At 40.7% G+C, this 26,991-nt stretch carries 22 protein-coding genes; 8 read left to right on the top strand and 14 right to left on the bottom strand.

Going from position 1 to position 26,991, the window contains the following annotated elements:
* Positions 1 to 25 precede the first annotated feature (25 nt).
* Positions 26 to 3,307, top strand: coding sequence for an amidohydrolase family protein (locus ABJH98_RS19950; protein ID WP_348309547.1), 3,282 nt, complete (start codon positions 26 to 28; stop codon positions 3,305 to 3,307).
* A gap of 108 nt (positions 3,308 to 3,415) precedes the next feature.
* On the opposite strand, the gene ABJH98_RS19945 is transcribed toward ABJH98_RS19950, so the two are convergent.
* Both ABJH98_RS19945 and ABJH98_RS19940 read right to left on the bottom strand, forming a co-directional pair.
* Entirely contained in the window at positions 3,416 to 4,231 is an 816-nt protein-coding gene (locus ABJH98_RS19945) for a polysaccharide deacetylase family protein (RefSeq protein ID WP_348309546.1), read from the bottom strand.
* Positions 4,232 to 4,271: 40 nt separating this feature from the next.
* Complete coding sequence (locus ABJH98_RS19940; protein ID WP_348309545.1) at positions 4,272 to 5,201, bottom strand: LysR substrate-binding domain-containing protein; 930 nt, start codon at positions 5,199 to 5,201, stop codon at positions 4,272 to 4,274.
* Between the two features lie 105 nt (positions 5,202 to 5,306).
* On the opposite strand from ABJH98_RS19940, the gene katG reads away from it, so the two are divergent.
* Together katG and ABJH98_RS19930 are read left to right on the top strand one after the other, a co-directional pair.
* Complete coding sequence (gene katG / locus ABJH98_RS19935; RefSeq protein WP_348309544.1) at positions 5,307 to 7,505, top strand: catalase/peroxidase HPI; 2,199 nt, start codon at positions 5,307 to 5,309, stop codon at positions 7,503 to 7,505.
* A 139-nt stretch (positions 7,506 to 7,644) separates the two neighbouring features.
* Entirely contained in the window at positions 7,645 to 8,181 is a 537-nt protein-coding gene (locus ABJH98_RS19930) for a hypothetical protein (RefSeq protein WP_348309543.1), read from the top strand.
* A 7-nt stretch (positions 8,182 to 8,188) separates the two neighbouring features.
* Here ABJH98_RS19930 and ABJH98_RS19925 read toward each other — a convergent pair whose 3' ends face one another.
* From ABJH98_RS19925 to ABJH98_RS19900, 6 genes are all read right to left on the bottom strand, one after another.
* Positions 8,189 to 8,584, bottom strand: a complete 396-nt coding sequence (locus ABJH98_RS19925) for a hypothetical protein (protein ID WP_348309542.1) — start codon at positions 8,582 to 8,584, stop codon at positions 8,189 to 8,191.
* Between the two features lie 11 nt (positions 8,585 to 8,595).
* Complete coding sequence (locus tag ABJH98_RS19920; protein WP_348309541.1) at positions 8,596 to 9,633, bottom strand: adenylate/guanylate cyclase domain-containing protein; 1,038 nt, start codon at positions 9,631 to 9,633, stop codon at positions 8,596 to 8,598.
* Positions 9,634 to 9,645: 12 nt separating this feature from the next.
* The gene (locus tag ABJH98_RS19915; RefSeq protein ID WP_348309540.1) at positions 9,646 to 10,122 is read right to left on the bottom strand and encodes a hypothetical protein; all 477 of its coding nucleotides are present in this window, start codon (positions 10,120 to 10,122) and stop codon (positions 9,646 to 9,648) included.
* Between the two features lie 438 nt (positions 10,123 to 10,560).
* On the bottom strand, positions 10,561 to 10,794 hold the full coding sequence (locus ABJH98_RS19910; RefSeq protein ID WP_348309539.1) for a hypothetical protein: 234 nt from the start codon (positions 10,792 to 10,794) through the stop codon (positions 10,561 to 10,563).
* A gap of 130 nt (positions 10,795 to 10,924) precedes the next feature.
* On the bottom strand, positions 10,925 to 11,413 hold the full coding sequence (locus ABJH98_RS19905; protein WP_348309538.1) for a nuclear transport factor 2 family protein: 489 nt from the start codon (positions 11,411 to 11,413) through the stop codon (positions 10,925 to 10,927).
* A 130-nt stretch (positions 11,414 to 11,543) separates the two neighbouring features.
* Entirely contained in the window at positions 11,544 to 13,007 is a 1,464-nt protein-coding gene (locus tag ABJH98_RS19900; RefSeq protein WP_348309537.1) for a M64 family metallopeptidase, read from the bottom strand.
* A gap of 492 nt (positions 13,008 to 13,499) precedes the next feature.
* On the opposite strand from ABJH98_RS19900, the gene mfd reads away from it, so the two are divergent.
* The 4 genes from mfd (at position 13,500) to ABJH98_RS19880 (ending at position 18,896) form a co-directional block, all read left to right on the top strand.
* A complete protein-coding gene (mfd, locus tag ABJH98_RS19895; protein ID WP_348309536.1) occupies positions 13,500 to 16,862 on the top strand; it encodes a transcription-repair coupling factor in 3,363 nt (1,120 codons plus the stop codon).
* A gap of 74 nt (positions 16,863 to 16,936) precedes the next feature.
* Complete coding sequence (locus tag ABJH98_RS19890; RefSeq protein ID WP_348309535.1) at positions 16,937 to 17,563, top strand: 2OG-Fe(II) oxygenase; 627 nt, start codon at positions 16,937 to 16,939, stop codon at positions 17,561 to 17,563.
* Between the two features lie 52 nt (positions 17,564 to 17,615).
* Entirely contained in the window at positions 17,616 to 18,203 is a 588-nt protein-coding gene (locus tag ABJH98_RS19885; protein WP_348309534.1) for a DUF2867 domain-containing protein, read from the top strand.
* 42 nt (positions 18,204 to 18,245) lie between these two features.
* Positions 18,246 to 18,896 carry a carboxypeptidase-like regulatory domain-containing protein gene (locus tag ABJH98_RS19880; RefSeq protein WP_348309533.1) on the top strand — a complete coding sequence of 217 codons (651 nt, stop codon included), beginning with the start codon at positions 18,246 to 18,248 and terminating at the stop codon, positions 18,894 to 18,896.
* 7 nt (positions 18,897 to 18,903) lie between these two features.
* Here the strand turns inward: ABJH98_RS19880 and ABJH98_RS19875 are convergent, their stop codons facing one another.
* From ABJH98_RS19875 to clpB, 3 genes are all read right to left on the bottom strand, one after another.
* Positions 18,904 to 19,623 (bottom strand): 3'-5' exonuclease, encoded by a 720-nt coding sequence (locus ABJH98_RS19875; RefSeq protein ID WP_348309532.1) that lies wholly within the window; start codon positions 19,621 to 19,623, stop codon positions 18,904 to 18,906.
* A gap of 19 nt (positions 19,624 to 19,642) precedes the next feature.
* Complete coding sequence (locus tag ABJH98_RS19870; protein ID WP_348309531.1) at positions 19,643 to 20,533, bottom strand: MBL fold metallo-hydrolase; 891 nt, start codon at positions 20,531 to 20,533, stop codon at positions 19,643 to 19,645.
* 348 nt (positions 20,534 to 20,881) lie between these two features.
* The gene (clpB, locus tag ABJH98_RS19865; protein ID WP_348309530.1) at positions 20,882 to 23,497 is read right to left on the bottom strand and encodes an ATP-dependent chaperone ClpB; all 2,616 of its coding nucleotides are present in this window, start codon (positions 23,495 to 23,497) and stop codon (positions 20,882 to 20,884) included.
* A 213-nt stretch (positions 23,498 to 23,710) separates the two neighbouring features.
* Between clpB and ABJH98_RS19860 the strand changes: the two genes are divergently transcribed.
* Positions 23,711 to 24,826, top strand: a complete 1,116-nt coding sequence (locus ABJH98_RS19860) for a TRAP transporter substrate-binding protein (protein ID WP_348309529.1) — start codon at positions 23,711 to 23,713, stop codon at positions 24,824 to 24,826.
* Between the two features lie 67 nt (positions 24,827 to 24,893).
* Here the strand turns inward: ABJH98_RS19860 and ABJH98_RS19855 are convergent, their stop codons facing one another.
* From ABJH98_RS19855 to ABJH98_RS19845, 3 genes are read right to left on the bottom strand one after another with little or no spacing between them, the layout of a single operon-like run.
* Positions 24,894 to 25,220 carry a TfoX/Sxy family protein gene (locus tag ABJH98_RS19855; RefSeq protein WP_348309528.1) on the bottom strand — a complete coding sequence of 109 codons (327 nt, stop codon included), beginning with the start codon at positions 25,218 to 25,220 and terminating at the stop codon, positions 24,894 to 24,896.
* 2 nt (positions 25,221 to 25,222) lie between these two features.
* Entirely contained in the window at positions 25,223 to 25,666 is a 444-nt protein-coding gene (locus ABJH98_RS19850; protein WP_348309527.1) for a GNAT family N-acetyltransferase, read from the bottom strand.
* Positions 25,626 to 26,876, bottom strand: a complete 1,251-nt coding sequence (locus ABJH98_RS19845; protein WP_348309526.1) for an MFS transporter — start codon at positions 26,874 to 26,876, stop codon at positions 25,626 to 25,628. Before ABJH98_RS19845 ends, ABJH98_RS19850 begins: the two co-directional genes overlap by 41 nt.
* Positions 26,877 to 26,991: the final 115 nt, after the last annotated feature.

Raw genomic sequence — 26,991 nt, 5'->3', positions numbered from 1 at the left:
ACATATTAGACATTAATAATTAACCATGAATAAACTATTAACTGCAATTCTAGCTTTTGGTGTGATATTTTCCATCAGAGCTCAAGACAACAAAAAAGAGGAATGGAAGGTATCAGAACCTGCACTCCCATATCAGGAAACTACTATCACCACAGATGAAGGCACCTGGATGAGCCTTGACATCAGCCCAGATGGATCTCTTCTGGTTTTCGATTTATTGGGTGACATCTACACTCTACCAATTGCAGGCGGAAAAGCAAAAGTGATTCGTGAAGGACATGCCTTCGAAGTACAACCTAGATTCAGTCCTGATGGTACGCAGATCAGTTTCACCAGTGATGCGGGTGGAGGTGACAATATCTGGGTAATGAATATCGATGGCACAGAGGCCAAACAAGTGACTAAAGAAGATTTTAGGTTACTCAACAATGCGGTCTGGTCTGCTGATGGAAATTATTTATATGCTAGAAAACACTTTACTTCTCAGCGTTCAGCAGGCGCTGGCGAAATCTGGATGTATCACAAATCAGGTGGTGCTGGTATTCAGCTGGTCGAAAAGAAAAATGATCAACAGGATATAGGAGAGCCTTGGGCTTCTTCAGATGGTAAATATGTCTACTATAGCGAAGACATGTATCCAGGTGGATACTTTCAATACAACAAAGATCCAAACAGTCAGATCTACGCTATCAAAAGATATGATTTAGAAAAGGGAAAAACTGAAAAGGTAACTGGTGGTGCTGGTGGGGCGATTCGTCCTGTGACTTCGCATAAAGGAGACCAATTGGCTTTTGTTCGTCGTGTTCGCGAAAAAACAGTACTGTATTTACATGACCTGAAAACAGGAGCGGAATGGCCGATCTATGATGAATTGACTAAAGACCAGCAAGAAGCCTGGGCCATCTTCGGACCATTTACAGGATTCAACTGGACACCTGATGATCAACATATTGTGTTTTGGTCGAAAGGCAAAATCAGAAAGATCAATGTGTCTAGCATGGAAGTCACTACCATTCCATTTGAGGCCACAGCTACACACAAAATTGTAGACGCGTTGAAATTCAAAAATGATGCTGCACCAGATCAGTTTATGGCTAAGGCTATTCGCCAAGCTGTGACTTCTCCTGATGGCAAAACCTTAGTGTTTAATGCAGCGGGCTATTTATGGAAAAAGAGTTTACCAAATGGCACTCCGAGCCGTTTGACCAATGGAACAGACTTGGAATTCGAGCCAGCTTTTTCACGAGATGGAAAATATTTGACTTACGTCACCTGGAATGATGATGATATGGGAGCGATCTATACATTGAATATGTCGTCTCCTAAAGCCAAACCTGTGAAAGTAACCAGTGAAAAAGCAATTTATAGAGAGCCTGCATTTCATCCAAAGGACATTAATACCATTGTTTATAGAAAAGAAGGTGGCAATAGCCATCAAGGCTATGTGCATACGAAAGAGCCTGGCTTGTATTTACTGAAAGTGAGCAATTCGAAAAAGACGCCAACGACTGCTAGTAAAATTACTGATGAAGGCGCTTACCCTACATTCAATCAAGCGGGTGATCGCATCTACTACCAAACAGGTGGCTATCTATTTGGATCATTAGAAAAGACTTTAAAGTCTGCGAAACTTAATGGAACGGACGTCAGAGAAATTGTAAAGTCAAAATATGGGCAACGTATCATACCAAGCCCGGACGAAAAATGGGTGGCCTTTTCTAATCTATACAAAGTGTATATCGCAGCCATGCCATTGGCAGGTAAAACGATTACGCTTGACGGAAAGTCCACTAACGTGCCTGTGGCACAAGTGGCTAAAGATGCCGGCATCAATATCCAATGGTCAAACGACTCAAAAAGGTTGAATTGGACCTTGGGGAATGAGTATTTCAGCAATGCCATCAATGACAGATTTCTGTTTGTAGATGGCGCGCCAGACAGTATTCCGCCTATGGATTCTGTCGGCATCAAAATCGACCTTCAGTTGCCAAGTGACAAACCAAATGGAAAAGTTGCTTTCACCAATGCTCGAATTATCACCATGAATGGTGATGAGGTAATTGAAAGTGGAACGGTCCTAGTTGAGTCTAATAAGATTATTGCTGTTGGATCGGAGGTTGAAATCCCTTCTGATGCTAAAGTGATAGATACTGCAGGCAAAACAATCATGCCAGGGCTAGTAGATGTACATGCGCATTTAGGTGCCTTTCGTTATGGATTGAGTCCACAGCAGCATTGGCAGTATCATACGAACTTGGCGTATGGTGTCACGACTACACATGACCCCTCTTCAAATACAGAAATGGTTTTCTCACAATCTGAAATGGTAAAGTCAGGAGCAATGGTGGGTCCAAGAATATTTTCTACTGGCGTGATCCTTTACGGTGCCGATGGGGACTTCAAAGCCTTGGTCAACAGTTTGGATGATGCACGGTCAGCCATCACAAGAACGAAAGCTTTTGGAGCGTTTTCTGTAAAGAGCTATAATCAGCCTAGAAGAGACCAGCGTCAGCAGGTAATTCAGGCCGCACATGAGCAGCAGGTAGAAGTAGTGCCCGAAGGAGGCTCGAACTTCTTTCATAATCTCACGATGATCTTAGATGGACACACGGGCGTCGAGCATAATTTGCCTGTTGGCGAATTGCACAATGATGTGATCCAACTATGGAAAGCCAGCAAAACAGGCTATACACCTACTTTGCTAGTAAACTATGGTGCGATGAGTGGTGAATATTATTGGTATCAAACCACCAATGTGTGGGAGGATGAAAAGCTGTTGAATTTCACACCACGCTCAATTATTGATTCCAGGTCGAGACATAGAACCATGATCCCGATGCAGGAATATGACAACGGGCATATCTTGACTTCGCAAAGCTGCAAGAAATTGACAGATGTGGGCGTGAAAGTAAACCTAGGAGCTCATGGTCAGTTGCAAGGATTAGGAGCACACTGGGAATTGTGGGAATTGGCTCAGGGTGGCATGACGAACCTTGAAGCCATAAGGTCTGCTACTATGAACGGGGCCAATTACATCGGAATGGATGATCAGATTGGATCTATTGAAGTGGGGAAGTTGGCCGACTTAATTGTGTTAGATAAGAATCCGTTGGAAGACATTCAGAACTCGAACTCTGTGGTATACACCATGATCAATGGAAGATTATATGATGCGAGCACCATGAATGAAGTGGGTAACTATGATAAACCAAGAGGTAAATTCTATTGGGAACAAACGGGTTATGCCCCGGCTTTTGATTGGCACGGTGCTAGCGATACAGGATGCTCTTGTAGAGCAGGGCATTAATGGAAAAAAAGCGTCACTTTGAGGCTTAGAAGAAGTCCTCAGCAGAAGAGTACTCTGCTGGGGACTTCTTTTTTTACTCAACAAAATGTGAGAAATTTTTGAACAGACTTATTCTTTACCGACACTCTTTTGAAACTCACGTAAGTAGTCCGTTGCTTCTTTGAAAGTAGTTACCCAGATTTCATCTCTTTTTGAATCCAGATATTTGAGCAATTCCTCATGGGCTTCTTTGCTTACCTGCATATGCTCTGCTCCTACACCATGAAAGGTGATTGTGCTTAGCGTTTCGTTTTGAATGATAGTGTCTACATAGGCAATCAAAAAATGTGCGCCATGATTGTTAGGGGCCCAGGAAGGCACATGGAATAAGTCTATTTCCTGCGGAGTAGCCAGTTTAGTTTGTACTTCTGAGGCATCCCTTGCAGCAGTTGCATATAGAAATAACGAGTCGCTGTAATTTTCCCCATCTGCATAATAATTTGAACAGGGATAGGCAAATGTCCTTTGTCGGCAACTATCCAAGGCTTGTAAGAAACTATTGGCGGTTTGTATTTCCTCATATATTTTTTCCAAAGAATAATCATCTAAGTTGTGGTGGTCCGCTACCCAGTCCATACCATCCAAAGATTTTTGACAGGGGTGAAATAGGGTATGATTGCCTAATTCATGTCCTGACTGCGCTAGTGACTTCCACTTTTCCATGTGATTCTTGAGAGAAGGAGAAGATAGTGTGGGATAAAATGTTCCTTTAAAATTATATTGTTCGAGCATAAGTGCTACCGTATTGATGTGGCTAGGTAGACCGTCATCGTAAGTTAGACAAATGGCTGCTTTGGCTCCATTGGGCCAAATGATTGCACTTTCATCCTGTCCAAGAGCTACAAAACAAATAATAATAAAAAGAGAGGTAATTGTTAATTTCATGATCATTCAAAATTAGTAAATCGTGAAACCATAGAAAATTTCAAACCCAATCGAAATCTACTACTGATTGTTTATTTAATAATTGGGTAGGAATTACTTTTTGAATGGTTTCTTTCAGTCGTTCGATAACGGATTCTTTGATATAACTATTGTGTACAACTATGCTGACCTCACGAACAGGTTCAGGATGAGAAAATCTTCTGATGTGGATTTCATCTTGTACGTGATTGATAGATAGCTCTGGCACTAGTGTATAACCCACTCCTTTTTGTACCAGACTTTTTAGTGCTTCAATCGAGCCACTTTGATATTCGAAACCTATGGAAGAACCATGTTTTGCTCCTTTGCAAATTGAAAGCGCTTGCTCTCGAAAACAATGTCCCTCATCTAATACTAATACTTCACTTGGATCCAGGTCATCAGCAAGCATCAGCTTTTCACTAAGTAACCGATGATTCTCGGGTAAGTAAAGTAAAAAAGGTTCGTAAAATACTGGTACTTCTCTGATGGCAGACTCATTGAGTGGTGTGACCAAAATGCCAATGTCGATGATGCCATTCTCCAGCTGAGAAATGATTTGGCTGGTTTGAAGCTCCCTGATTTTCAAATGAATTTTTGGATTTTCTTTAATAAATGAAGGCAAAAACTGAGGCAGCAGATAAGGCGCCAAGGTAGGAATGATTCCCACGGTATATTCTCCTTCTAGTGCCTCTTTTTCATGGGTGACAAACTCCTTGAGCTGTTTAGATTCTCGTAGTATTTGTCTGGCTCTTAGAATGATTTCTTTTCCAATTTCAGTAGGCTGAAGTGGCTTTTTGTCACGATCGAATATCCTTACCCCGATTTCCTCTTCTAGTTTTTTGACCTGCATGGTGAGGTTTGGCTGGGAGACAAAACAGTGCTCTGCTGCCGTGACGTAATGCCTATATTCATCCAGAGCGATAATATATTCGAATTGCTGTAAAGTCATATAACTATTTCTTATACAAGTATAATAATTATTGATTTGACTAATAACATTTTATTCGCCACATTTATAGAACATTGACTTAACAAACTAAAAAGATTAAATAAAATGGGAAACAACGATTCTAATGGCGCAGGAAAATGCCCCTTTCATGGAGGTGAATTAAATCATAGTGCTGGAGGCGGTACATCCAATCTGGACTGGTGGCCAAATATGCTAAAACTAAACATCCTTAGGCAGCATTCTAACCTTTCGAATCCTATGGGTGAGGATTTCAATTATACGGACGAGTTTAAGAAACTGGATCTAAAGGCCATAAAAAAGGACTTGTATGATTTGATGACTGAATCTCAAGACTGGTGGCCGGCGGACTATGGCCATTATGGCCCCTTCTTCATCAGAATGGCTTGGCATAGTGCAGGTACCTATAGAATCCAGGATGGTCGAGGAGGTGCTGGATCGGGTTCGCAACGTTTTGCGCCACTCAATAGCTGGCCAGACAATGGCAACTTGGATAAAGCACGTTTGCTCCTTTGGCCAGTCAAGCAGAAATATGGTAAGAAGATTTCATGGGCAGATCTGATGGTGCTGGCTGGCAACTGTGCTTTAGAATCCATGGGATTCAAAACGTACGGGTTTGCAGGTGGCCGAGAAGACGTTTGGCATCCTGAAGAAGATATTTATTGGGGAGCAGAATCAGAATGGCTCGGGGATAAAAGATATACAGGAGATCGTGAGTTGGAAAATCCTCTGGGAGCTGTTCAAATGGGTTTGATATATGTAAACCCAGAAGGGCCAAATGGTAATCCTGACCCTTTAAAATCTGCTATTGATATTCGAGAGACATTTGGCCGTATGGCCATGAATGATGAAGAAACGGTGGCACTCGTAGCTGGTGGTCATACTTTTGGTAAAGCACATGGAGCAGCAGATCCCGACAAATATGTGGGAAGGGAGCCAGCAGGTGCTGGTATCGAAGAACAAAGCATGGGCTGGAAGAATTCTTTCGGCAGTGGTCATGGAGATGATACCATTACCAGTGGTATAGAAGGTGCATGGACATCTACTCCCACGGAGTGGAACAACGAATATTTTGATGTGCTATTTGGATATGAGTGGGAATTGACCAAAAGTCCGGCTGGCGCAAATCAGTGGACACCAACGGCCGCTTCTCATGCCAATCAGGCACCAGCAGCCGGTGATGCCTCGAAGACACAAGCGTTGATGATGACGACAGCAGATATGGCTTTGAAAATGGATCCTATTTACGAACCGATCTCCAAACGCTTTCATGAAAATCCAGATGCATTTGCAGACGCATTTGCCAAAGCGTGGTATAAGTTGACCCATAGAGACATGGGACCGATTGCGCTTTATTTGGGCAGTGAAGTTCCTTCAGAAGAGTTGATCTGGCAGGATCCAATTCCATCTGTGAAACACGAGTTGATTAATGATAAAGATATAGCTGACCTCAAATCGAAAATTTTGGCTTCTGGGTTATCAGTTGCTGAATTGGTATCTACCGCTTGGGCTTCAGCGTCTACTTTCCGTGGCTCTGATAAAAGAGGTGGAGCTAATGGTGCACGTATTCGTTTAGCCCCTCAAAAAGATTGGAAGGTGAATAACCCGACGCAGCTATCCAAAGTGCTCGAAAAGCTGGAAAGTATTCAAAATGATTTCAGCAAAACGGTTTCTCTTGCCGACTTAATTGTCTTGGCGGGATGTGCAGGTGTGGAGCAAGCAGCTAAAGATGCTGGCCATAGTATCACGGTTCCGTTCACGCCAGGTCGAGCAGATGCTTCTGTAGAACAGACAGATGTAGATTCATTTAGGGCACTTGAGCCATTGGCAGATGGTTTCCGGAATTATATGAAAGATGGTTATACCATATCAGCAGAAGAAATGTTGGTAGACAAAGCTCAATTGATGACGCTGACCGCGCCAGAAATGACTGCGCTTGTGGGAGGTATGAGAGTGTTAGGAGCGAATTTCGATCAGTCGGAAAAAGGCGTATTCACCAAGCAACCTGGAAAGTTGACCAACGATTTCTTTGTTAACCTTTTGGACTTGGGAACGACTTGGAAAGCGACTTCGGACAAACAGGATGTTTTCGAAGGACGAGATCGCAAAACAGGTCAGGTGAAATGGACTGGAACTAGAGTGGATTTGATCTTTGGTTCAAATACTGAATTGAGAGCTTTGGCTGAAGTTTATGGCTGCGGAGATTCTCAAGATAAATTTGTAAATGACTTTGTAGCTGCCTGGGACAAGGTGATGAATCTGGATAGATTTGATTTGAAAAAATAAGGCACTAAGTCCGTCATCACGAACGGAGTGAGGTGAACTCAATTTTCGAAATCGAAATTTGTGTTAAGATTGCTTCACTTTGTTCGCAATGACGGTATTTTCTAGATCGTTTTCTTTTTTAAGGAAACTCAAAGAAAGCATGATACATTTGATTACTGTCGCTGGCCAGAGCGCACGAAAATTCCACTTGGTGGAAGCGTGTATTTCTGATTTCAAAGCGCTGATGCGAACGATCACATCAGGCAGGGTGATGATTGTGTCGACTAAGTTTAGATCAGATTTATTTTATAGTGCTGAAAAACCCGAACACGATTCGATTTTAAAATTGTGGGCGTTTTATGCCAAAGCCGAGTTGTCAGACTTAAACAAAAAAGAAGTTAAAACTTACGTTGGAAGGAAGGCCTCATTTACGGAATACTTTCAGTCTGTCAACAAGCTTTCTTTCTCTTGGCACTACTATCGATTGTATCAGAAAGCCTTCTACGAAACCTATTCCAACGACCAACAAAATCCTGTGACTATGATTGTGGTGGGCTGTGATCAGCATTTAGTTGCTCACCCTAGCATCACACGAGAACCATTACTAGGAATGAATCAATCTATCAAATTTGACTTAGCGGGTGACACTTTTATGCTAGCCATGCACATTCTCAAAAACGAGACACACGCCAACTGAATCAACACTACTTTGGTTCAATAATCAAAAACACTGCTGTAGTTTCGCCGACATTGAGCACTTCGTGCCAGTCAATGCGCTCATTGTAGAAATCATAACCTGTCGGCACGTTCACTTCACGTGTACCTGTAGTATCTGTGATTCGAAATTTTCCTCCAGCAAGTGTGTAGCCAAAGTGCTCCGCGTGAAAATGTCTGTCATGCCCCACAACGGGTGCGAACGTACACTTGAATACTCTAATACTTTCGTTTTCTTCCAGCACATCACAAACCGATTCACCTTTCCAACCTGCTTCGAGCGGGTCGGGCAATTCCGACTGTACTTGCCCCAGACAATTATTGCTCAAGTGAATCAGCAATAGGCTAAAAATGATAAACGCAGATTTGATGTTGTTTATATTCAAAATGAATTTTCTTATTTCGATTGAGACACGGAGTAGATCGTGACGACTTGCTCTTTTCCTTTGAGTGCAATACTATCTAATTTGTGAAATCTAAATGATGAATCTAATATCTTGTCCTTGAGGTTTTCCGAAATCAATAGTTCTTCGCCATAGTCATTGCATTTTTCCTGAATTCTGGCGGTCGTGTTGATGGTGTCGCCATGGTAGGCAATTTCTTTTTTGTACTTTCCTACTTCCGTTACAGTTACAACTCCCTCGTTTAATCCCGCTTTGAAATGCGGCTGGCAATCGTATTGCTTTTGATAATATGCCTTCCTTTTTTCCAGCTGTGCCTGAAAATTGTAATAGGCATTAATACAGTTTTCGTTTCTTAGCCCATCTGCTAAGTTCCAAGTCAGAATCACCTCATCCCCTACGTATTGATAAATCTCCGATTCATTTTCAACAACTACCCCTAGATCATTGAAACAGTCCTGAATCATTTTACTGTATTTGATATGACCAAGCCGTTCGGCGTGCTGAGTAGAAGATTTCAAGTCTAGAAACATAAAGACACGTTCTTCCTCTTTTGGCGAATAAAACTTCCCTGTAAGCAGTTTTACTAAATTGTTGCCACCAAAGAATAAGCTGACTTGCATCAATCCAAACATGAAAACGTCAACAGTAAGGATATAGAGGTATATGGCAAAACTGCCTGGTTCGAAGGCGAAATCCAGCAACTTCATTTCCTTACCATAGATAGTAAAGGCCAGTAAAATCATGGAGGTTAAAAAAAGCAGTGCATAGGTAGCACGCCAAATAATTAGCCTCAATAAAGAAATTTGTTTGTAGCCATATTCCATCATGAGTACGTGTGCAATCCCCGAGATAGATCCAAAGAACGGCCCCATCATAAGTGAAGTCACAATTGAATCCCAAAATTCAAATTGAACAGAGCCCAGTTCCTGTGTGCCTTCTCCTCTGACAATACAGAGATAGATAAAGGCCAACGTCCAGCCTAAGCTATAGTCTCGTACAGTTCGCCAACGGCGTTTGGTTTTGAAGGTCATGAAAAAATATTTTTAAAACAGGTCAACAAAACTCTTAGACCAAAAATCCTCAGGTTTTTGACCATCTATTTTTATCTCCTTCTTTGTTTTTAATACTTTCACTATTGAGTGTACATCACTAATATTGAATTTTTTAAGGTTTACCTTTTTATCCTCCAAATGGTACATGGATAACACCTCCAGCTCACCCGAAGAATTAACCAAAAAAGACGCTATTGACTCTAATTTAATATTGTCTTTTGGCCATATGATTCTGTCTTTTGTGAGAATTAAGCCGTAATATAATTCGTAATGCACAAGAGAGAAGACCCAGAGAATCAAATAAAAACCAACTGGAAGGGCATAGATTACAATTGGTTCGTATTTGTCGCTGACCAACAACACAACATATAAGACAGAAACCAAAATTGGAGGAAAAAATTTGTTTTCTACTTCTTCTCGAAATGAATGATCTGGTCTTGCGATTAGTAACTCCTTGCTTATCATCATGGAGTTTAGTTTTCTAAATTTTATTAGTTGAAAAGTCAAAAAGAAAGCATAAGAAAATATACCCAAGATCAAACCGAATTGGCCATCATGAATAATATACCACGTTAAACCGATAAAACTTAATGCCCAAGAACCAAAAAAGACAATTGATTGAATTATTCTATTTAGCATTATTTTTGACTATGAATCTCATTACTTACAATGAAGCTAATGTAAAAAAATAATTCGGTAACCTTTAAACTAACTCACCTCACAAACTCATTCGGTAAAGGAGACCTGTGATAATGGGACAAATGCCATTCACTACTTTTCTTTAGAAACACTAAAGAACGACGACCGTAAACGGTGCGTTTGGGACCGTTGAGTTGCTGTGTGGTTTGTTCGTAGTAGCCATCGATGAAACCCACCTCATCAATAATTTTTATATTTGAAAAGTGTTCAGCGTAGGAGATTGCCATTGGGATCAAAAGCCAGTACAGCAGTTTGACGCTTCGTTTCTGAAGGGTGTTTGACGATGGGAGCTACAGCGGCACACACCCAAAGGGTATTGGTCTGGTAGTCCATCTCCATACCTAATGGACTGAAGTGACCAAAATTCTCCTGAGAAATAACGTCAATTTCGGTACCATCTGATTCTATGCCCAAGACCTTCTGCTTATAAACGCTTCCCACATAGACGGTATTTGTTTTGCATTGAAGGCTGTGCCCTCCGGTATCAAGTCCTTGTCTTCTAGAATGAAATCTTTAGTGTCTGAACACGCCCATAAGCAGCCGATTAAAAGAATGATACTTAACTGTTTCATTACTCCGGTATATTGGTGGAGGTGACGCAGTCAATTTTCCACTCAGTACCGTATTTTTTGTAGATCGTTGTCCAGGCAAAATGAGTACTCCCCTCTACTGTTTCTCCATTTTCATCTTGATAAGTTAGCGTTACTATTTTGTCAACAATGGTGTAGGCCAAACTTCCATCATCAGAAAATTTGATGATGGGTTCGGACACATCGTCCCACTTCACAAATTCTACAGAAGAGAAATAGCTATTGTATCTGGCGATGGTGGCTTCTCTTTTAGGTCGAGTAATTTTACCTCGATTCACAGAAATGAAATTCATGGAATGCTGGTCAGCAAAAGCTACTGAGTCTTTATTGAAATGGTAATCTCGCTGTGCATGATGCATGGCGAGAATTTTTTCCTTTTCTTTTTGAAGGGAAACCTCTTTTTTCTGATTACATGAGAATAGGAAAGTAAGAATGAGTATTAAAGCGAATATAAGTTTTTGACTTTTCATGATAGATTCAATTATGTTAATTCAAATTTGTCACTCTCGACGGCAGGGGAAACCCTACAAGTCGTTAATAAGATTTCTCACATTCGTTCAAAACTCTAAATACCCTGCACCTCAAAGACAGTTTTTACAATCATTGTGCATAAGTTTCCACCACGTCGATCATGGCTTCCTTGCATACTTCACAGAAATAATCCGTACGGGTAAACATGATGCAGTTCGGAGAAGAACGATAGATGCCTTCCGAAGCATAACCTGCGCCTTCGAAAGCCCCTACTTTTTTGGCAAAATCACCACCTTCCAAAAACGCCTGAACCCGAGCATCTTCCGCGGTTACTTTTTCGTCATATAGTGCTTCAATTGACGCTATTTCTTCAGTGGGAGCATTACTTCTTTTTAGTTCAGCGATTCGGTCGTTGAGCGCTCGGCGCTCAGCTTGCCATTTTAAGCTGGTGCTATCGTAGTCGGCTTTGTTCCAAGGTGTGGGCAATTCAACGCCGTCAGATAGTAAGTGCTTCCACTTCACATTTTCTGGATCGAGTAGTGCGGTGATGTTCGGTTCGGCTGGCTCGTAGCCTTGTGGGTAAAAATCGTTGTAAGCCGAAGAGGAAGTATAGTACTCATCTGCCAAACCAAAGAAAGAATGCCCAAACTCATGCACCATGAGATATTCACTAAAGATGTTGTCTGAGGTATATGTACAGTAGAAATTATAAATTCCACCGCCGCCATATCGGCTGTGATTGACCATAATGTATAGCGCATCGTAGGGAGCGTGACCTGCAATATCTCTCAGCGCTTTGTTGTCTTCTGTCAATAAATATCTTTCGGAACCCATAGAATTGAACGTCGCACTTACAGCTGTGTTTTTGTCTATCCCTGCTCGTGGCTCATCCACTCCGCTGTCTTCGGATGCTTTTAATACTCCTCTGATATTAAACCGATCTTTGTACGACTTGCATGGCTCTGCTTTGAAAAACACTTCAGTAAATCTTTTCAAATCATCCTGAAATTTTTGGTTGTCATCAGCAGCATAGCCTTCTCCTACGATCAAAATATCTGCTTTGACATGTGGGTCGCCATTGTCGAGGCTGGCAAATACATTGATCTCTGCATCTTTAGCACCAGCCACGCTTTGAGTAGGGTCAATAGTGGTTCGATAAACTTCGTTCAGCTTGCCGTTTTTGTCTCGTTTGTCTAAGGCAAAAATGATTTTTGCTTGTGGATGAGGAATAATGGCGGATTCATGAAATTGTTTCGCGACTCCGTCAATGGCAGGGGTACTGGTTTGATATTCTTTGAAATAGCTATCAAAACCTTTTGAATAGATTAACTCTCCAGAAGCTTCATCATAGATTTTGTGATAATAAGCGCCATAGTTGAGCGGATCAACCAAGTTGACTAGGCTACCAGCCCAACTTCCATAAGTGTACAATGCGTCCACCTCCACCGTTTCCGTATTAGCATCTCCAGTATGGAAATAATCTATCCGTAACGTCTGATCAGTGAAGTATTTTTCAAAAGAAGTTCTTGGTTTTTGCTCACAAGCGAAAATTACAAAAGCGAGCATCGTAATCGAATGCAGTTTTTTCATCATTCAAGGGTTTAGGTGGGCAAATTAATGGAATTCGACTGATTGAGAAAGGAGGGTTTCTCAAAAACAATATGATTTGTCATTTCGACGATAGGAGAAATCTAATCACCCTGGTATTTAATTTTAATAGGATTTCTACCTATTGGTCGAAATGACAAGTTTGAAGACCTTCTACAATTTAAAAAAATAGCGCGCTCCGAACTGAAGCGCGCCATAATCACCAACCTAACCTTAAACAATGTATCGCGAGTGCGCGATTATGAATAGATTTATACTCTGCTTATGTAAATGGATTTTGTTGGTAAATAGTTCCAAGCCCTGCAATTATTTTATTTCGTCATTTCGTAGCGGAGCGGAGAAATCCCTATGACTCACCTCTTCCGCGAGGGATATCTCACCCGATAGCCATCGGGTGAGATATGACGTCACAATTTGTTCTGATCATTTTCTATCACCAAGTACAAAACGCTTACTTTTGTGCCTTAATTTCAAGGTGTGAATCAAAGAGAGCTACTTTCCTTATACAAATCCCAATCGACAATTCAGGCGTTAGCTGAGGCGACCAAGCCTAACGAAAGCAAAGTCATTAATCTAAAAGGATTAGTAGGGAGTCTCGATGCTGTCACTGCTGCATCGATCTATCAACTCAATCATCAAAATCACATTTTCATTCTTCATGAAAAAGAAGAAGCGGCCTACTTCTACAATGATTTACAAAATTTACTAGGAGATAAAGAAGTTTTGCTTTTCCCATCTTCCTACAAGCGTGCCTACGAATTTGAGGAAACGGAAAACGCCAACATCCTCATGCGTGCCGAGATCCTCAACCGGATCAATAATAAGTCTTCCGCAGGCGAATTGATTGTCACCTATCCTGAAGCACTCACTGAAAAAGTAATCAACAAAAAATCATTGGTGCAAAACACTTTTACCGCCAAGGTGAGTGAACAAGTTGATAGCGATTTTCTAACTGAGCTTTTATTAAACTACGGTTTTGTGCAGGATGATTTTGTCTATGAGCCGGGTCAGTTTGCTGTTCGTGGGGGTATTGTTGATATCTATTCTTACGCCGGGGAATTGCCCAACAGAATTGAGCTTTTTGGTGATGAAATCGAAAGTATCAGAACATTCGATCCTGAGAGTCAGTTGTCGAAAGATAGTCTGAAGACCATCAACATCATACCCAACATTCAAACCAAGCTGCTAGAAGAAACACGTCAGTCCTTTCTCGATTACGTGCCCAACAACTCCAAAATATGGGTGAAGGATTATCAAAACACGATGGATGTGCTTGACAAGTCTTTCACCAAAGCAAAAGAAAGTTTTGACACCATTCTTGAAGCCAGTGGTGGCGCCAGTCTGGCAATGAATCCAAATGAGTTGTTTGAAACCAGTGCTTCCTTTCAGTCCGCTATTGAGGATTATGTTAAGATCGAATTTGGCAATCGATTTTACCTAAAGAAGGCAGAGGAGTTCAATTTTGATTCTAATCCACAACCTTCTTTTAATAAGAACTTTGACCTCATTGCCGAGAGTCTTGAGTCCTTTCGAGAGAAAGAATACACCACGCTCATTGCGTCGGAATCTGAGAAGCCTATTTCCCAATTGACCTCCATATTCGAAGAAATCAACCCTTTTATCAAATTTGATTCTTTGATTTTGGGACTTCGAGAAGGGTTTATTGATAATCAAGCACAGCTCACTTGCTTTACAGATCACCAACTTTTCGAAAGGTTCCATCGATACAAAGTCCGAAAGAAACATTCGAAGTCCAAAGCACTGACGCTAAAAGAACTTCGCACGCTAAACCCTGGCGACTATGTGGTGCACATCGATCATGGGATTGGAAGATTTGCAGGATTGGATATGGTGGATGTAAATGGCAATAAACAAGAAGCCGTTCGGCTAGTTTATCGTGATGATGATTTGCTCTACATCAGTATTCACTCTTTGCATAAGATTTCGAAATACAGTGGTAAAGAAACTGGCCCTCCTCAGGTCAGTAAATTGGGTTCTCCAGAATGGGAAAACAAAAAGAAAAAGGTCAGTCGCAAAGTCAAAGACATCGCCAAGGAGCTTATTGCCCTTTATGCAAAAAGAAAAGCAGCTCCTGGTTTCAGTTTTGGAGAGGACGGTTATTTGCAAGCGGAATTGGAAACTTCCTTTATCTATGAGGACACGCCAGATCAGGCCAAGGCTTCAGAAGATGTAAAAGTGGATATGCAAAAAGCCCACCCTATGGATCGACTGGTTTGTGGTGATGTTGGTTTCGGGAAAACAGAAGTAGCCATTCGGGCAGCTTTCAAGGCTGCAGTGCATGGCAAACAAGCGGCTGTGTTGGTGCCCACTACGATATTGGCCATGCAGCATTATCACACGTTCAATGAGCGATTGTCCAATTTCCCAGTCACGGTAGAGTACATCAATCGATTTCGAACCACAAAAGAAATCAAAGACATTCTAGCCCGAGTAAAGGAAGGAAAAGTCGATATTCTGATTGGGACACATAGGATTGTCAACAAAGATGTCGATTTCAAAGACCTCGGACTATTGGTCATTGACGAAGAACAGAAGTTTGGCGTAAAAATTAAAGACAAGCTCAAAGAATTGAAAGTGAATGTGGATACGCTGACGCTGACAGCTACACCCATACCACGGACACTTCACTTTTCGCTGATGGGTGCTCGCGATCTGAGTGTGATCTCCACGCCTCCACCTAATCGTCAACCGGTGACTACTGAAATTCATGCTTTCAGTGAAACAATGACTCGTGATGCCGTGAGTTACGAATTGCGCAGAGGCGGTCAAGTTTTTTTCGTGCACAACAAAGTCAGTGACATAGAAAGTGTCGCCAATATCATTCATAAGCTCGTGCCTGATGCGCGAGTGGCAGTGGCTCATGGGCAAATGGACGGCCCCAAGCTGGAAAAAACCATGCTTAAATTTATTGAAGGCGAATACGATGTATTGGTGTCTACCAATATTATCGAAAGTGGTTTGGACATCCCGAATGCGAATACCATCATAATCAACAATGCGCAGAACTTTGGTTTGTCAGATTTGCACCAAATGCGTGGTCGGGTGGGTCGATCCAACAAAAAGGCCTTCTGTTATTTAATTACACCACCAACCTCACATTTATCATCTGACTCCAGAAAGCGGCTGAGTGCATTAGAAGAGTTTTCTGATTTAGGGGATGGATTCAAGGTTGCGATGCGTGACTTAGATATTCGTGGTGCTGGAAACTTACTGGGCGGAGAACAAAGCGGTTTCATTACAGACATTGGGTTCGATATGTACCATAAGATTTTGGATGAAGCAGTCAATGATTTAAAGGAAAACGAATTCAAAGATTTATTCGAAGACCAAAAATTGGATTCGAAAGCCTTAGTTTCTGACTGCATCATAGAGACTGATTTGGAGATTCTGATTCCAGAAGATTATGTAAAAAACATCACCGAAAGATTGAGCATCTACACGCAAATTGACAATATAAAATCTGGTGCTGAACTCGCCATTTTTGAACAATCCGTTATAGATCGTTTCGGAAAAATACCACAATCGGTTATTGATCTTTTCAAAACTGTAAAGCTACGATGGTTGTCCATCGATTTAGGGTTTGAAAAGCTTGTGCTTAAAAATGGACGCATGCGGTGCTACTTTCCACCAAAAGACAACGATGCTTATTATCAATCGCCAGCTTTCGGTCACATCATCAATTATGTGCAGCAGCACCCTAAATCTTATCAGCTCAAAGAAATAAAAGACAAACTCATGTTGGTCATGGCTGATATCGAAACCATTGACAAATCAGTTGAGCAGTTGAATAACATTTGGGTCAGCTTGAAGGGCAAATAGCATTTTATAGTTTAATTTATTAAGTGTTCATTGGAAAAAGCGAACTAGCTTAGCGGCGTTCTTTCACATAGACATTGGTAAACAATCATGAGGACATCTGGGTCGACTGGGTCGATGCTTTGTCCGAAGAAAGCTGTTTGGTCATTGATGATTTTATTTCAGATCATGAACTGAGCATTTTTCTCGACTATTTTCAGGAGCACCTGAATGATGATGATTTTAAAAAAGCGGGTATTGGCGCTGGCACCGACTTTCAGCTAAAAAGCCAGGTCCGGGGAGACTATATTCGTTGGCTTAACCGTGACAATGATACTGAACTGGCTGACTTCTTTGCCAGAATAGATGAGGCCATTGCGAAGTTGAACAGATACTGCTTTCTTAGTTTGTCTGGCTCTGAGTTTCATATGGCTCATTACCCGCAAGGCACTTTTTACAAAAAACATCTTGATCAATTCAATCATCGAAGTAATCGATTGATTTCAGTGATTCTATACCTCAATACAGATTGGAAAGAGGGAGATGGTGGAGAGTTGAAGTTGTATTTGGATGGTCATGAAAAAATTATTGCACCCATTGCCAAACGTATCGTTTTCATGCGCAGTGATCAGGTGGAACATGAGGTACTGGAAACGCATGTCGATAGGTATAGTTTGACAGGATGGCTCCTTTATCAGCCTCCTGGCTTAACTTTTTTGGCCTAAGTTTATCTATCCATTCTGATTTTCGTATGAAAAGTATAACCAAACTTAAATCATGAAATCGCTCCTGTCCATACACCAAGACCAGCCTTGGCTCACTCATCAAATCCTAAATGACTTTCGAATTGAAGACGTTTGGCTATTGCCGATCAAAATAAACGAAACACAAAAAATAGGAGAAGTACAAAATGCTTTTGTAGAGGCAATGAAGGATATAGGCACAAGAGGAACTACTGGTCGGCTCTTTCAGTTGCGTAATTGGTTAGGTAAAATATTTCATTGGGAAGATGATTTTGATGCCGTACAAAATAATACACATGGGGTTTTAAAACAGCGATATGCTAGACATGCGAAAATTCAAATAGATCAACTCCCGGTAGACGGGCATAAAAATTTTAGTTTAGTTTACCTCACAGAGGAAGAGTCACTTTTAGAAATTGAAAACAAAACCGTGCAAGCCGCTATCCATTTTGGAAAAATAAAAACTGAAATAGATTTTAATGTCCAAATGGTCATCTTCGTAAAGCCAAAAGGTTTATTCGGTCAGCTCTACATGTTAGCTATCAAACCTTTCAGACATTGGATTGTATATCCAACCCTATTAAAAACTGTAGCACAACAGTGGAAACTCAAATACGCCTAGACTTTTGTTTTTTGCATTTAGGATTTAAAACCAATCCTCTAAATGCTCAAACCGTCAGTTGTCTTCGTGCTCCTATTCCTCTATGGATATCATGCTACTGCCCAAAATTCTAGTGTATCCGTTTCGGGTCAGGTGTTTGATCAACAAACTCAAGTTCCTATTCCATTTGTTCACATCTTAGGAAGAAGGACTCAATCCATATCTGATTTCAATGGAAACTTCTCAATTCTAGTTAAAAAAGGAGATACACTAACTTTTGCACATATCAATTTCGAACGATATAGCATTCAAATCTCAAAGGTTCCTGAAAGTACTATTCCGATCTATTTGAAAAAGAAAGAAAACATAATGCAAGAAATAATCATTCGGGATTATCTGCCTGAAGAGGAATTAAAACAGGAAATGATTAATCATGTTGTAAAATATTCAGCGGAAGAAGTCAACGCCTTATACAATGTTGAATTTTCAACCATTCTGTACAAAAAAGGTTATGTCCCTGAAATGAACAGCCTAGACAACTTTAAAAATTATATCAAAGAGCCACGGGGCGTAACGTTGTTCTCTTCTGACCCTTCGAAAGGTATAATCAAGAGTATCAAAAAATTAACCAACAAAACTTATTACTCTGGCCAACTCAAGCTAAATAAAACGGATACCGTACTGATTCATTCATTCAAATTCTCTGAAGAATAAGACCATTCTATTCTACAAACTGTACTTTGTCTTCATCTATAATGCCCAATCCTTGAATGCTAAGATAAACTTGGGCTGTTGCCAAAACATCCCGATTACAATATTGAGCAATTCTTTCTAACCCTTCTTCGTGGTAGTACACGCGATTGACATCGCTACCATCAATATCTTCTTTTGGAGAAGGGATGTTAAAAACTTCTGTCAGCAGCGCCAACGAAGTAAAATTTTTGTAGTCACCAAACTTCCACATTTCCATGGTATCCAGATGTTTGATCTCCCAAGGTTTCTTGCCCGACAGTTGAAGGTATGGAGGCAAGCCAATACCATTGATCAACATACGCCGACAGATGTATGGAAAATCAAACTCCTTGGCATTATGGCCACAAAGTTGAATTTTCTTCTCTTCCATTTTGTCATGTAACAATGCGACAAACTCTTCCAATAATTCTTTTTCGTTGTCAGATCTGATCGCCTTAATTCGAATATTCAATTGATCATCTTTGTCAAGATATAGTATGCCTACCGATATACAGATAATTTTGCCAAACTCAGAATAAATCGCTGCCTTGTCAAAATAAAGTTTATCTAAAGGAGTGTCCTCTTCTCTTCTGAGAAAAGTACTTTTCTTTTCCCATAATGTTTGCATGGTAGGTTCCAGCGATTCGAAATTAGGTGCGCCCGACACCGTTTCAATATCAAGAAAAACAAGGTTTTTTAGGTTATTCATATCAGGTTGGTTTTTACATTTAATTTTCTTTTTTAGTCCAGTATCGAACCAGTCCAGCCACACTCATCCACGAAGGGTTCGCCGCCTCGTACAACTGAATGGTTGATTCCTCCAATCCTGCTTTTCTTAATTGATTCGCAGTGTACTCCATAAATAGAGGAACCATTTCTTCGTTGGTTAATCCAGCTTGCATCTGTTGTTTGATCCAAGCTGCCCAGTTGTCCAGAATTGTTTCGAGTGCTGATAAGTGAGTATCAATAGCCGTTATTTTATTGAAATGTGTGAGATACAAAGCAGAAGGATTAGCTTTTCGCAAAATTTGGATAGAAGCTTTCCAATCTTCCAGATTGATGTCTGGTGGTGGGCAGGGAGGTACCACGGGCCCTTTGTCAATTTTTACTCCAGCCACATCACCTGTAAAGATTACATCCTCCACTTGCCAGGCAATATGATGCTTGGCATGTCCAGGTGTATGAAGACTCTTGATTTTTAATTCTCCAATTTCAAAAGCTTGTCCGTCCTCAACTTGTATCAGTTGCTCAGCTGGAATCGGTTTCATTTGTCCCCAGAGTGTGTCCATTTGATCACCATAGATTCTTGTTGCAGATTCCATCAAACGAGATGGGTCTTCCATGTTTTTTGCACCGAATGGGTGCAAATAAATATGAGCTCCAGTTTCCGCCAAAGCCCAGGCAGCTCCCGCATGGTCTAAATGGATGTGAGTTAAAAACACATGTTTGATATCTTCCATCTGATAACCGAATGCTTCTACTCCTTCCTTCAATTTTGGAAAAGTAGAATGTGGCCCTGTTTCAATAAGAATTGGGCCATCTGAAGTCGGCAGCAAATATGACGCAATGGCATGATCTAAATCCTTAAAATGGAGGTCAATAATTTTTATGTCGGGCATATAAATGAAGTTTGAATAAAGATAATTGAATTAATCTTTTTTTAAACCAATTTGAATCCTGTAAGGTTTTAAAATTCTAATAGGTTTACCCAAAAAAAAGTCCCAGGGAACCACCCCTGGGACAAAACTCAAAACATAACCAATCAACTAATCTCAACCGAGCGGTTGAGCACCACTAAGACCGACAGTCTCAGTGATTGTTAATCAATCTAAACTCATGTACATACACTCAATCTCTGTGCCAAAAAGTATTAAAGAATGTTAAAATGGGTATTTTACCTAGAATATTTTGGCGTGAAAAAGCCTGCATATTTTCATGTACAGGCTTCGTATGAATGCTCGAATTTATTACTCGTCAATCTTCACCTCATCGAGATTGATAAACTCAATCTCGTTTTGATCATTAAGTGTCATGCCAATGACTGATTCGTTGCTAATCTTTCCAGATAGTATCTGTTTAGACAAATCATTCAGAATCAGTTTCTGCATCACCCGCTTCAGCGGTCTGGCTCCAAATTGTGGATCAAATCCCAATTCGCCCAATCGATCCAGCACCTGGTTCGAACCTTCCAGCTTCATACCGTTCTCAGCCAATCGTTTCTGTATTAACTTAAATTGAATGCCGACAATCTTACGAATATTCTCTTTAGTCAATGGGCGGAACATGATCGTTTCATCAACACGGTTTAAGAATTCTGGTCTTACCGATTGCTTCATCAATTCAAAGACTTCATGTTTGGTCTTTTCTATTACCTCAGATTCGTTTTCAGCATTCAGTTTTTCGAAATTTTCTTGGATTAAATGAGAACCAATGTTGGTCGTCATAATGATGATCGTATTTTTGAAATTAGCGACTCGGCCCTTATTATCCGTCAATCGACCATCGTCCAATACTTGCAACAACACATTGAATGCGTCTGGGTGTGCCTTTTCAATTTCGTCCAACAGCACAACTGAATAAGGCTTTCTTCTCACCGCTTCCGTCAACTGGCCGCCTTCGTCATACCCCACATATCCAGGAGGCGCACCAATGAGTCTACTCACTGCGTGGCGTTCCTGATATTCTGACATATCAATTCTCACCATGGCGTTTTCATCATTGAATAGATATTCAGCTAGTGCTTTTGCTAGTTCGGTTTTACCCACACCAGTAGTTCCAAGAAATATGAACGAACCAATCGGCCTGTTCGGGTCTTGCAATCCTGCTCGACTTCTTCTCACGGCATCAGAAATACTTTCTATTGCCTCTGCTTGACCTGCTACTCTTTTTCCCAGCTCTTCTTCCAGATGAAGCAATTTCTCTCGATCACTTTGTAGCATTTTTTGCACAGGGATGCCCGTCCATTTAGCTACAACTTCACCAATGTCTTCTGCATCTACTTCTTCTTTCAACAAAGAAGATTCTCCTTGCATCTTTGCCAACTGAACTTTAAATTCTTCTAGCTTTTTCTCTGCTTCCTGAATTTTACCATATCTGAATTCAGCTACTTTACCAAAGTCACCCTCGCGCTCAGCTCGGTCTGCTTCCGCTTTGTATTTATCTATATTCTCCTTCTCTGTTTGGATTCCAGTGATGACCGCTTTCTCGTTTTCCCATTTCGCTTTCAACTCATCTCGTCTTTCAGACAATTCTGAGATTTCCTTTGACAGCACTTTTTCGCGTTCTTTATTTTTCTCCCGACGAATCGCTGCACGCTCAATTTCCAACTGCATGATTCTACGTTGCAATTCGTCCAGCTCCTCCGGTAAAGAATCAATTTCAATTCTTAACTTCGAAGCCGCCTCATCCATCAAGTCAATGGCCTTGTCTGGCAAATGTCTGTCAGAAATATATCTATTGGATAGCTCTACCGCAGCTATCACCGCATCGTCTTTGATTCTAACTCCATGATGTACCTCATATTTTTCTTTGATTCCTCGAAGAATAGATATCGCATCCACTTCGTTTGGCTCATCCACCAATACAGTCTGGAATCGTCGCTCAAGTGCCTTGTCCTTCTCGATATATTTTTGATATTCTTTCAAAGTAGTCGCACCAATAGCATGCAACTCGCCCCTAGCCAAGGCAGGTTTCAATAAGTTGGCGGCATCCATCGCTCCTTCTCCTCCACCTGCTCCAATCAACGTGTGGATCTCATCTATAAACATGATAATTTCTCCTGCCGAGTCGGTCACTTCCTTAATTACCGCCTTGAGTCGTTCTTCAAACTCACCTTTGTATTTGGCTCCGGCTACGAGCATTCCCATATCTAAAGAATATAATACTTTACTTTTCAGGTTTTCAGGTACATCACCATCCACGATTCGCTGTGCCATTCCTTCAATGATGGCCGTTTTACCCACACCAGGTTCACCAATGAGCATTGGGTTATTTTTTGTCCTTCGCGACAGAATCTGTAATACTCTTCGTATCTCTTCGTCACGGCCAATCACTGGATCAATCTTTCCATCTTTGGCTAGTTGATTCAGGTTTTTGGAGTATCGCTCCAAAGATTGGTAATTTGATTCTGCGTTTTGACTGTTCACTTTATTTCCTCCTCTTAATTCATCAATGGCGGACTCCAAATCTTTCTGATTGAAGCCTTCTTCTTTTAGAATGCCAGCTGTTTTTTCCTTACCAGACAATATACCCAAGATCAAATGCTCAATAGCAACGAACTCATCGCCCTGCTTTTTGGCAATCGATTCTGCTTTTGTGAGTGCTGCTGCAGAGTCGTTAGACAAGTATGGTTTCTGGCCTGATACTTTTGCATAACTCCCCACAAGAGTATTTATCTTTTCTCCCAATTGATCTTTATTTATTCCCAATTTCTTGGAAACAAAACCGATGACATTTTCATCAGATTCCAAAATACTTTGGAATAGGTGCGCTGGCTCTATGGCCTGTTGGCCATTAGCCAAAACCAACTCACCGGCTTTGTTGATGACCTCTTGTGATTTAACTGTATATATATTGAAATTCATAATTCTTCTTTCTTTCAACAGCAAACGATCAAATTACATTCCATTCAATGAATTGGGGATTGTTCCTGACGAACTGTCTGTGAAATTCTGTTAATCTCTCATTATCAGGACATTATGTCTTGAAATGCATTTTCATTGAGTCAACCTGTCTGAGCTATCTTGGGCTTATGCTATTAATCCTCTATTTTCGGAAAACTTAACGATTATTCAGACATGTCAACAAACGGACGAAGAAAATTCATAAAGGCCGGAGGAATACTAGCGGCTACTGGTGCTACCGGATTATTAGCATCTTGTGATGAACAAGAATCCAAAAGTCAAGGTCCCAATATCAATTTCAACAATACTTACCATTGGAAAATGGTGACTACATGGCCGCCCAACTTTCCAGTTTTAGGGGAAGGTTGTAAACTGCTCTCCCAATGGGTGGAAGAAATGAGTGGTGGTCGATTAAAAATTGAAGTATACGGTGGTGGTGAGTTGATACCATCTTTAGAATGTTTTGATGCAGTGAGTCATGGTGCTGTAGAAATGGCCAGTGGCTCTGGATACTACTGGGCAGGTAAAATTCCAGCTGCACAGTTTTTCTCTTCCGTTCCGTTTGGCATGAATGCCCAGCAGATGAATGCCTGGATAATTAATGGAGAAGCCAACAAATTGTGGGATGAAATATATGAACCTTTTAATTTGATTCCGTTACCAGGAGGAAATACAGGTGTGCAAGCTGGAGGCTGGTACAATAAAGAAATTAATACCATTGAAGATTACAAGGGACTAAAAATGCGCATGCCTGGTCTTGGTAGTAAAATTATTAATAAAGCAGGAGGTACTGCTGTACTTGTAGCTGGCGGTGAACTTTTTACTAATCTAGAACGAGGGGTCATTGACGCTACTGAATGGATTGGTCCTTTCCACGATTACTTGATGGGATTTCATCGGGTGGCCAAACATTATTATTACCCAGGGTGGCACGAACCAGGAACTGTTTTGGAAATGATCATGAACAAGGACAAGTTCAACGAACTCCCAAGAGATCTTCAGGAAATCGTTCGTGCTGCCATCTACAGATTGAACCAATGGATGCTACTGGAGTTCGAACAAAAGAATTCTGTCTATCTGCAAAAAATGAAAAATGAGAACGTGGATATCCGTCCATTCTCTAAATCAGTGCTGGATCCACTTAAGAAAATCGCAGAAGAGGTAGTTTTAGAATTAGTAGAGTCTGATGCCCAAAGCAAGAAAATTTTTGAACACTATTCAAAATTCAGAAAACAGCTGAGTGATTGGTCGGATATCAGTGAGGGGTACTATTATAAAAATGTGCTTTAGTTGTCCTTACTAAGTCGACCACTTGCGCCGGTTAATTAACCATCTTTGATACTTTGGAATAGTTGAGCTAGAGCTTGAACTCCGCATGTTCAATTCCAAGATTGACCCAATGTGCAAGATCAGTTTCAGACTGAAAACCATCAGCTGATACATAGACAAATTCTTTAAGCGATTTTCCAGTAAAGTCCATCGGGCGAACGCATTCCTTTTTCAGTTCTTCCTGATCTTTGGGTGAAACAATACGTACACATAAATCATCTTTGATTATCCCCACAGACATTTTGCCCTTGTACAAATAACAGAGTCCTCCGAACATTTTCTTTTCAGTAATGTCATCTCCAAAGGACGCCAAATGTTGACGCAGTCTTGTAGCCAGTTCTTCGTTGAAAGCCATAACTAAGGTTTAATCGTTAATTGCATATCCACATGAGGAATGTTATCTTCAAGATATACATCGGACGTTTTTTCAAAACCAAAAGAAGCATAAAAGTCTGTCAGATACTCCTGAGATTGTAAAACAACAGAATTCGTCTTGTTTTCTTTTTTCACTTGGCTTAAAGCTGCCTCAACGAGTTTCCGGCTTATTCCTTCTCCTCTATGATCTTTGGCTGTGACTACACGGCTGATTTTAGACGAATCATTTTTCAAATCAAATAACCTAAGATAGCCGATGACCCGTTCTTCTTTTTCAACAATAAAATGAACAGCGTTTTGATCAGCATTATCCAATTCTGGATAGGGGCATTCCTGCTCTACCACGAATGCTTCAACCCTCAACTTTAGTAATTGATATAACTGATCAAGAGACAGCTGATGAAATTTTTTGATTTGTATTTCCATTGGTTTCGGCACTAAGCCTGTATTTCAAATATAAACAAAGTCCAATGCTTACAATTGTCACTATGAAAGTCATACTCCAGGTAAAATTATAGCCATTGGCTTCTATTAGCTGCATACCTATATTGGGGCCAACAATATGTGCGGCTGAAAAAGCTATGGGAAACAAAGCCATGTATTCTCCCGCCTTTCCCTTTTGAGATCGCTCCATAGCGAATGAATTGGCAAATGGAAAAATGAGCATTTCACCTAGCGTAATGAATAACATACTGATGATTAATATACCCGTCCATTCGGAAAGATTAAATACCAAAAATCCCAAACCAAGAATTAAAGTACCAATCAATAAAACAGTAGCCTTCGAAATTCTATTATTTTCTAACCAATTGATCAAGGGCATTTCAAATAAGAAAATAAGCATGCCATTCATTCCCAAAAGCAGTCCAATTTGTCCTTCGGTCAACAGATGAACAGTTTTATAGTAAACTGGTACGGTGGCGAACATTTGTAGAAATACAATAGCAGTTAAAAACACAATGGCCAAAAAAACCAAATACGGTAAATCTGAATAGGCGGATTGTCGTTTCTGCCCAACTGCGATTTCATGATTTACAACCGTGCCATCCTTTTCATTAAGTAAGAGGTACAACAATATCGACGCGACTAAACAGGTAATCCCATCTATCCAGAACAGAGAGCCATAAGTCATGGTCGCAATGATGAGTCCTCCCATAGCTGGACCAAATGAAAATCCTAGGTTGATAGCCAACCGAATCAGTGTAACTGATCTCGTATTATTTTCTGGTTTACTATATGCTCTAATGGATACATACATGGCTGGGCGAAACATATCCGCCACTAGCATCAACACAAAAACGCCTCCAGCTAAAAACCAAAAATCATTTAGGTATTGGACAACAATAAATATAACCCCTGATCCAATTAAACTGGCCAACATGATTTTGTAATAACCAAAAAGATCAGTGAGTTTGCCCCCAAGCCACGCTCCTAATATAGAACCTGTACCAAAGGCAGTCATGACCCAACCCACCTGTGAAAGTGTATAACCCAAACTTGCCGTGAGATAAAGTGACAAAAAAGGCACCACCATGGTGCCCGCTCTATTAATTAATGTGATTAAGGCAAGCAGCCATATTTCTCGGGAAAGGCCTTGGTAAGATTGGATGTACGCATCGAGTTGTCGCCTGATCATCGTGTTGGTTTGGTAATGAGTGAGGTCAATATTGGAATACTGACAGATTTCTTACGGTCATAAGAAATGAAAGGATACTTATTTCTTATGAAATAAAATACTAATGACTATCGAA

The sequence above is a fragment of the Reichenbachiella sp. genome (assembly GCF_039969095.1).
Taxonomy (GTDB): Bacteria; Bacteroidota; Bacteroidia; order Cytophagales; family Cyclobacteriaceae; genus Reichenbachiella.
The sequence above is the reverse complement of the archived record's forward strand: the minus strand, read 5'-3'. Positions and strand labels throughout refer to the sequence as shown.

Bases quoted from the DNA above. Each gene is read 5' to 3' on its own strand.
- ABJH98_RS19930 (WP_348309543.1), top strand. From the start codon at position 7,645: ATGATACATTTGATTACTGTCGCTGGCCAGAGCGCACGAAAATTCCAC.
- ABJH98_RS19905 (WP_348309538.1), bottom strand. From the start codon at position 11,413: ATGAAAAGTCAAAAACTTATATTCGCTTTAATACTCATTCTTACTTTC.
- ABJH98_RS19870 (WP_348309531.1), bottom strand. From the start codon at position 20,533: ATGCCCGACATAAAAATTATTGACCTCCATTTTAAGGATTTAGATCAT.
- katG (WP_348309544.1), top strand. From the start codon at position 5,307: ATGGGAAACAACGATTCTAATGGCGCAGGAAAATGCCCCTTTCATGGA.
- ABJH98_RS19940 (WP_348309545.1), bottom strand. From the start codon at position 5,201: ATGACTTTACAGCAATTCGAATATATTATCGCTCTGGATGAATATAGG.
- ABJH98_RS19885 (WP_348309534.1), top strand. From the start codon at position 17,616: ATGAAATCGCTCCTGTCCATACACCAAGACCAGCCTTGGCTCACTCAT.
- ABJH98_RS19915 (WP_348309540.1), bottom strand. From the start codon at position 10,122: ATGATGATAAGCAAGGAGTTACTAATCGCAAGACCAGATCATTCATTT.
- ABJH98_RS19950 (WP_348309547.1), top strand. From the start codon at position 26: ATGAATAAACTATTAACTGCAATTCTAGCTTTTGGTGTGATATTTTCC.
- ABJH98_RS19845 (WP_348309526.1), bottom strand. From the start codon at position 26,876: ATGATCAGGCGACAACTCGATGCGTACATCCAATCTTACCAAGGCCTT.
- ABJH98_RS19880 (WP_348309533.1), top strand. From the start codon at position 18,246: ATGCTCAAACCGTCAGTTGTCTTCGTGCTCCTATTCCTCTATGGATAT.
- ABJH98_RS19850 (WP_348309527.1), bottom strand. From the start codon at position 25,666: ATGGAAATACAAATCAAAAAATTTCATCAGCTGTCTCTTGATCAGTTA.
- ABJH98_RS19945 (WP_348309546.1), bottom strand. From the start codon at position 4,231: ATGAAATTAACAATTACCTCTCTTTTTATTATTATTTGTTTTGTAGCT.
- ABJH98_RS19875 (WP_348309532.1), bottom strand. From the start codon at position 19,623: ATGAATAACCTAAAAAACCTTGTTTTTCTTGATATTGAAACGGTGTCG.
- ABJH98_RS19900 (WP_348309537.1), bottom strand. From the start codon at position 13,007: ATGATGAAAAAACTGCATTCGATTACGATGCTCGCTTTTGTAATTTTC.
- clpB (WP_348309530.1), bottom strand. From the start codon at position 23,497: ATGAATTTCAATATATATACAGTTAAATCACAAGAGGTCATCAACAAA.
- ABJH98_RS19920 (WP_348309541.1), bottom strand. From the start codon at position 9,633: ATGACCTTCAAAACCAAACGCCGTTGGCGAACTGTACGAGACTATAGC.
- ABJH98_RS19855 (WP_348309528.1), bottom strand. From the start codon at position 25,220: ATGGCTTTCAACGAAGAACTGGCTACAAGACTGCGTCAACATTTGGCG.
- ABJH98_RS19860 (WP_348309529.1), top strand. From the start codon at position 23,711: ATGTCAACAAACGGACGAAGAAAATTCATAAAGGCCGGAGGAATACTA.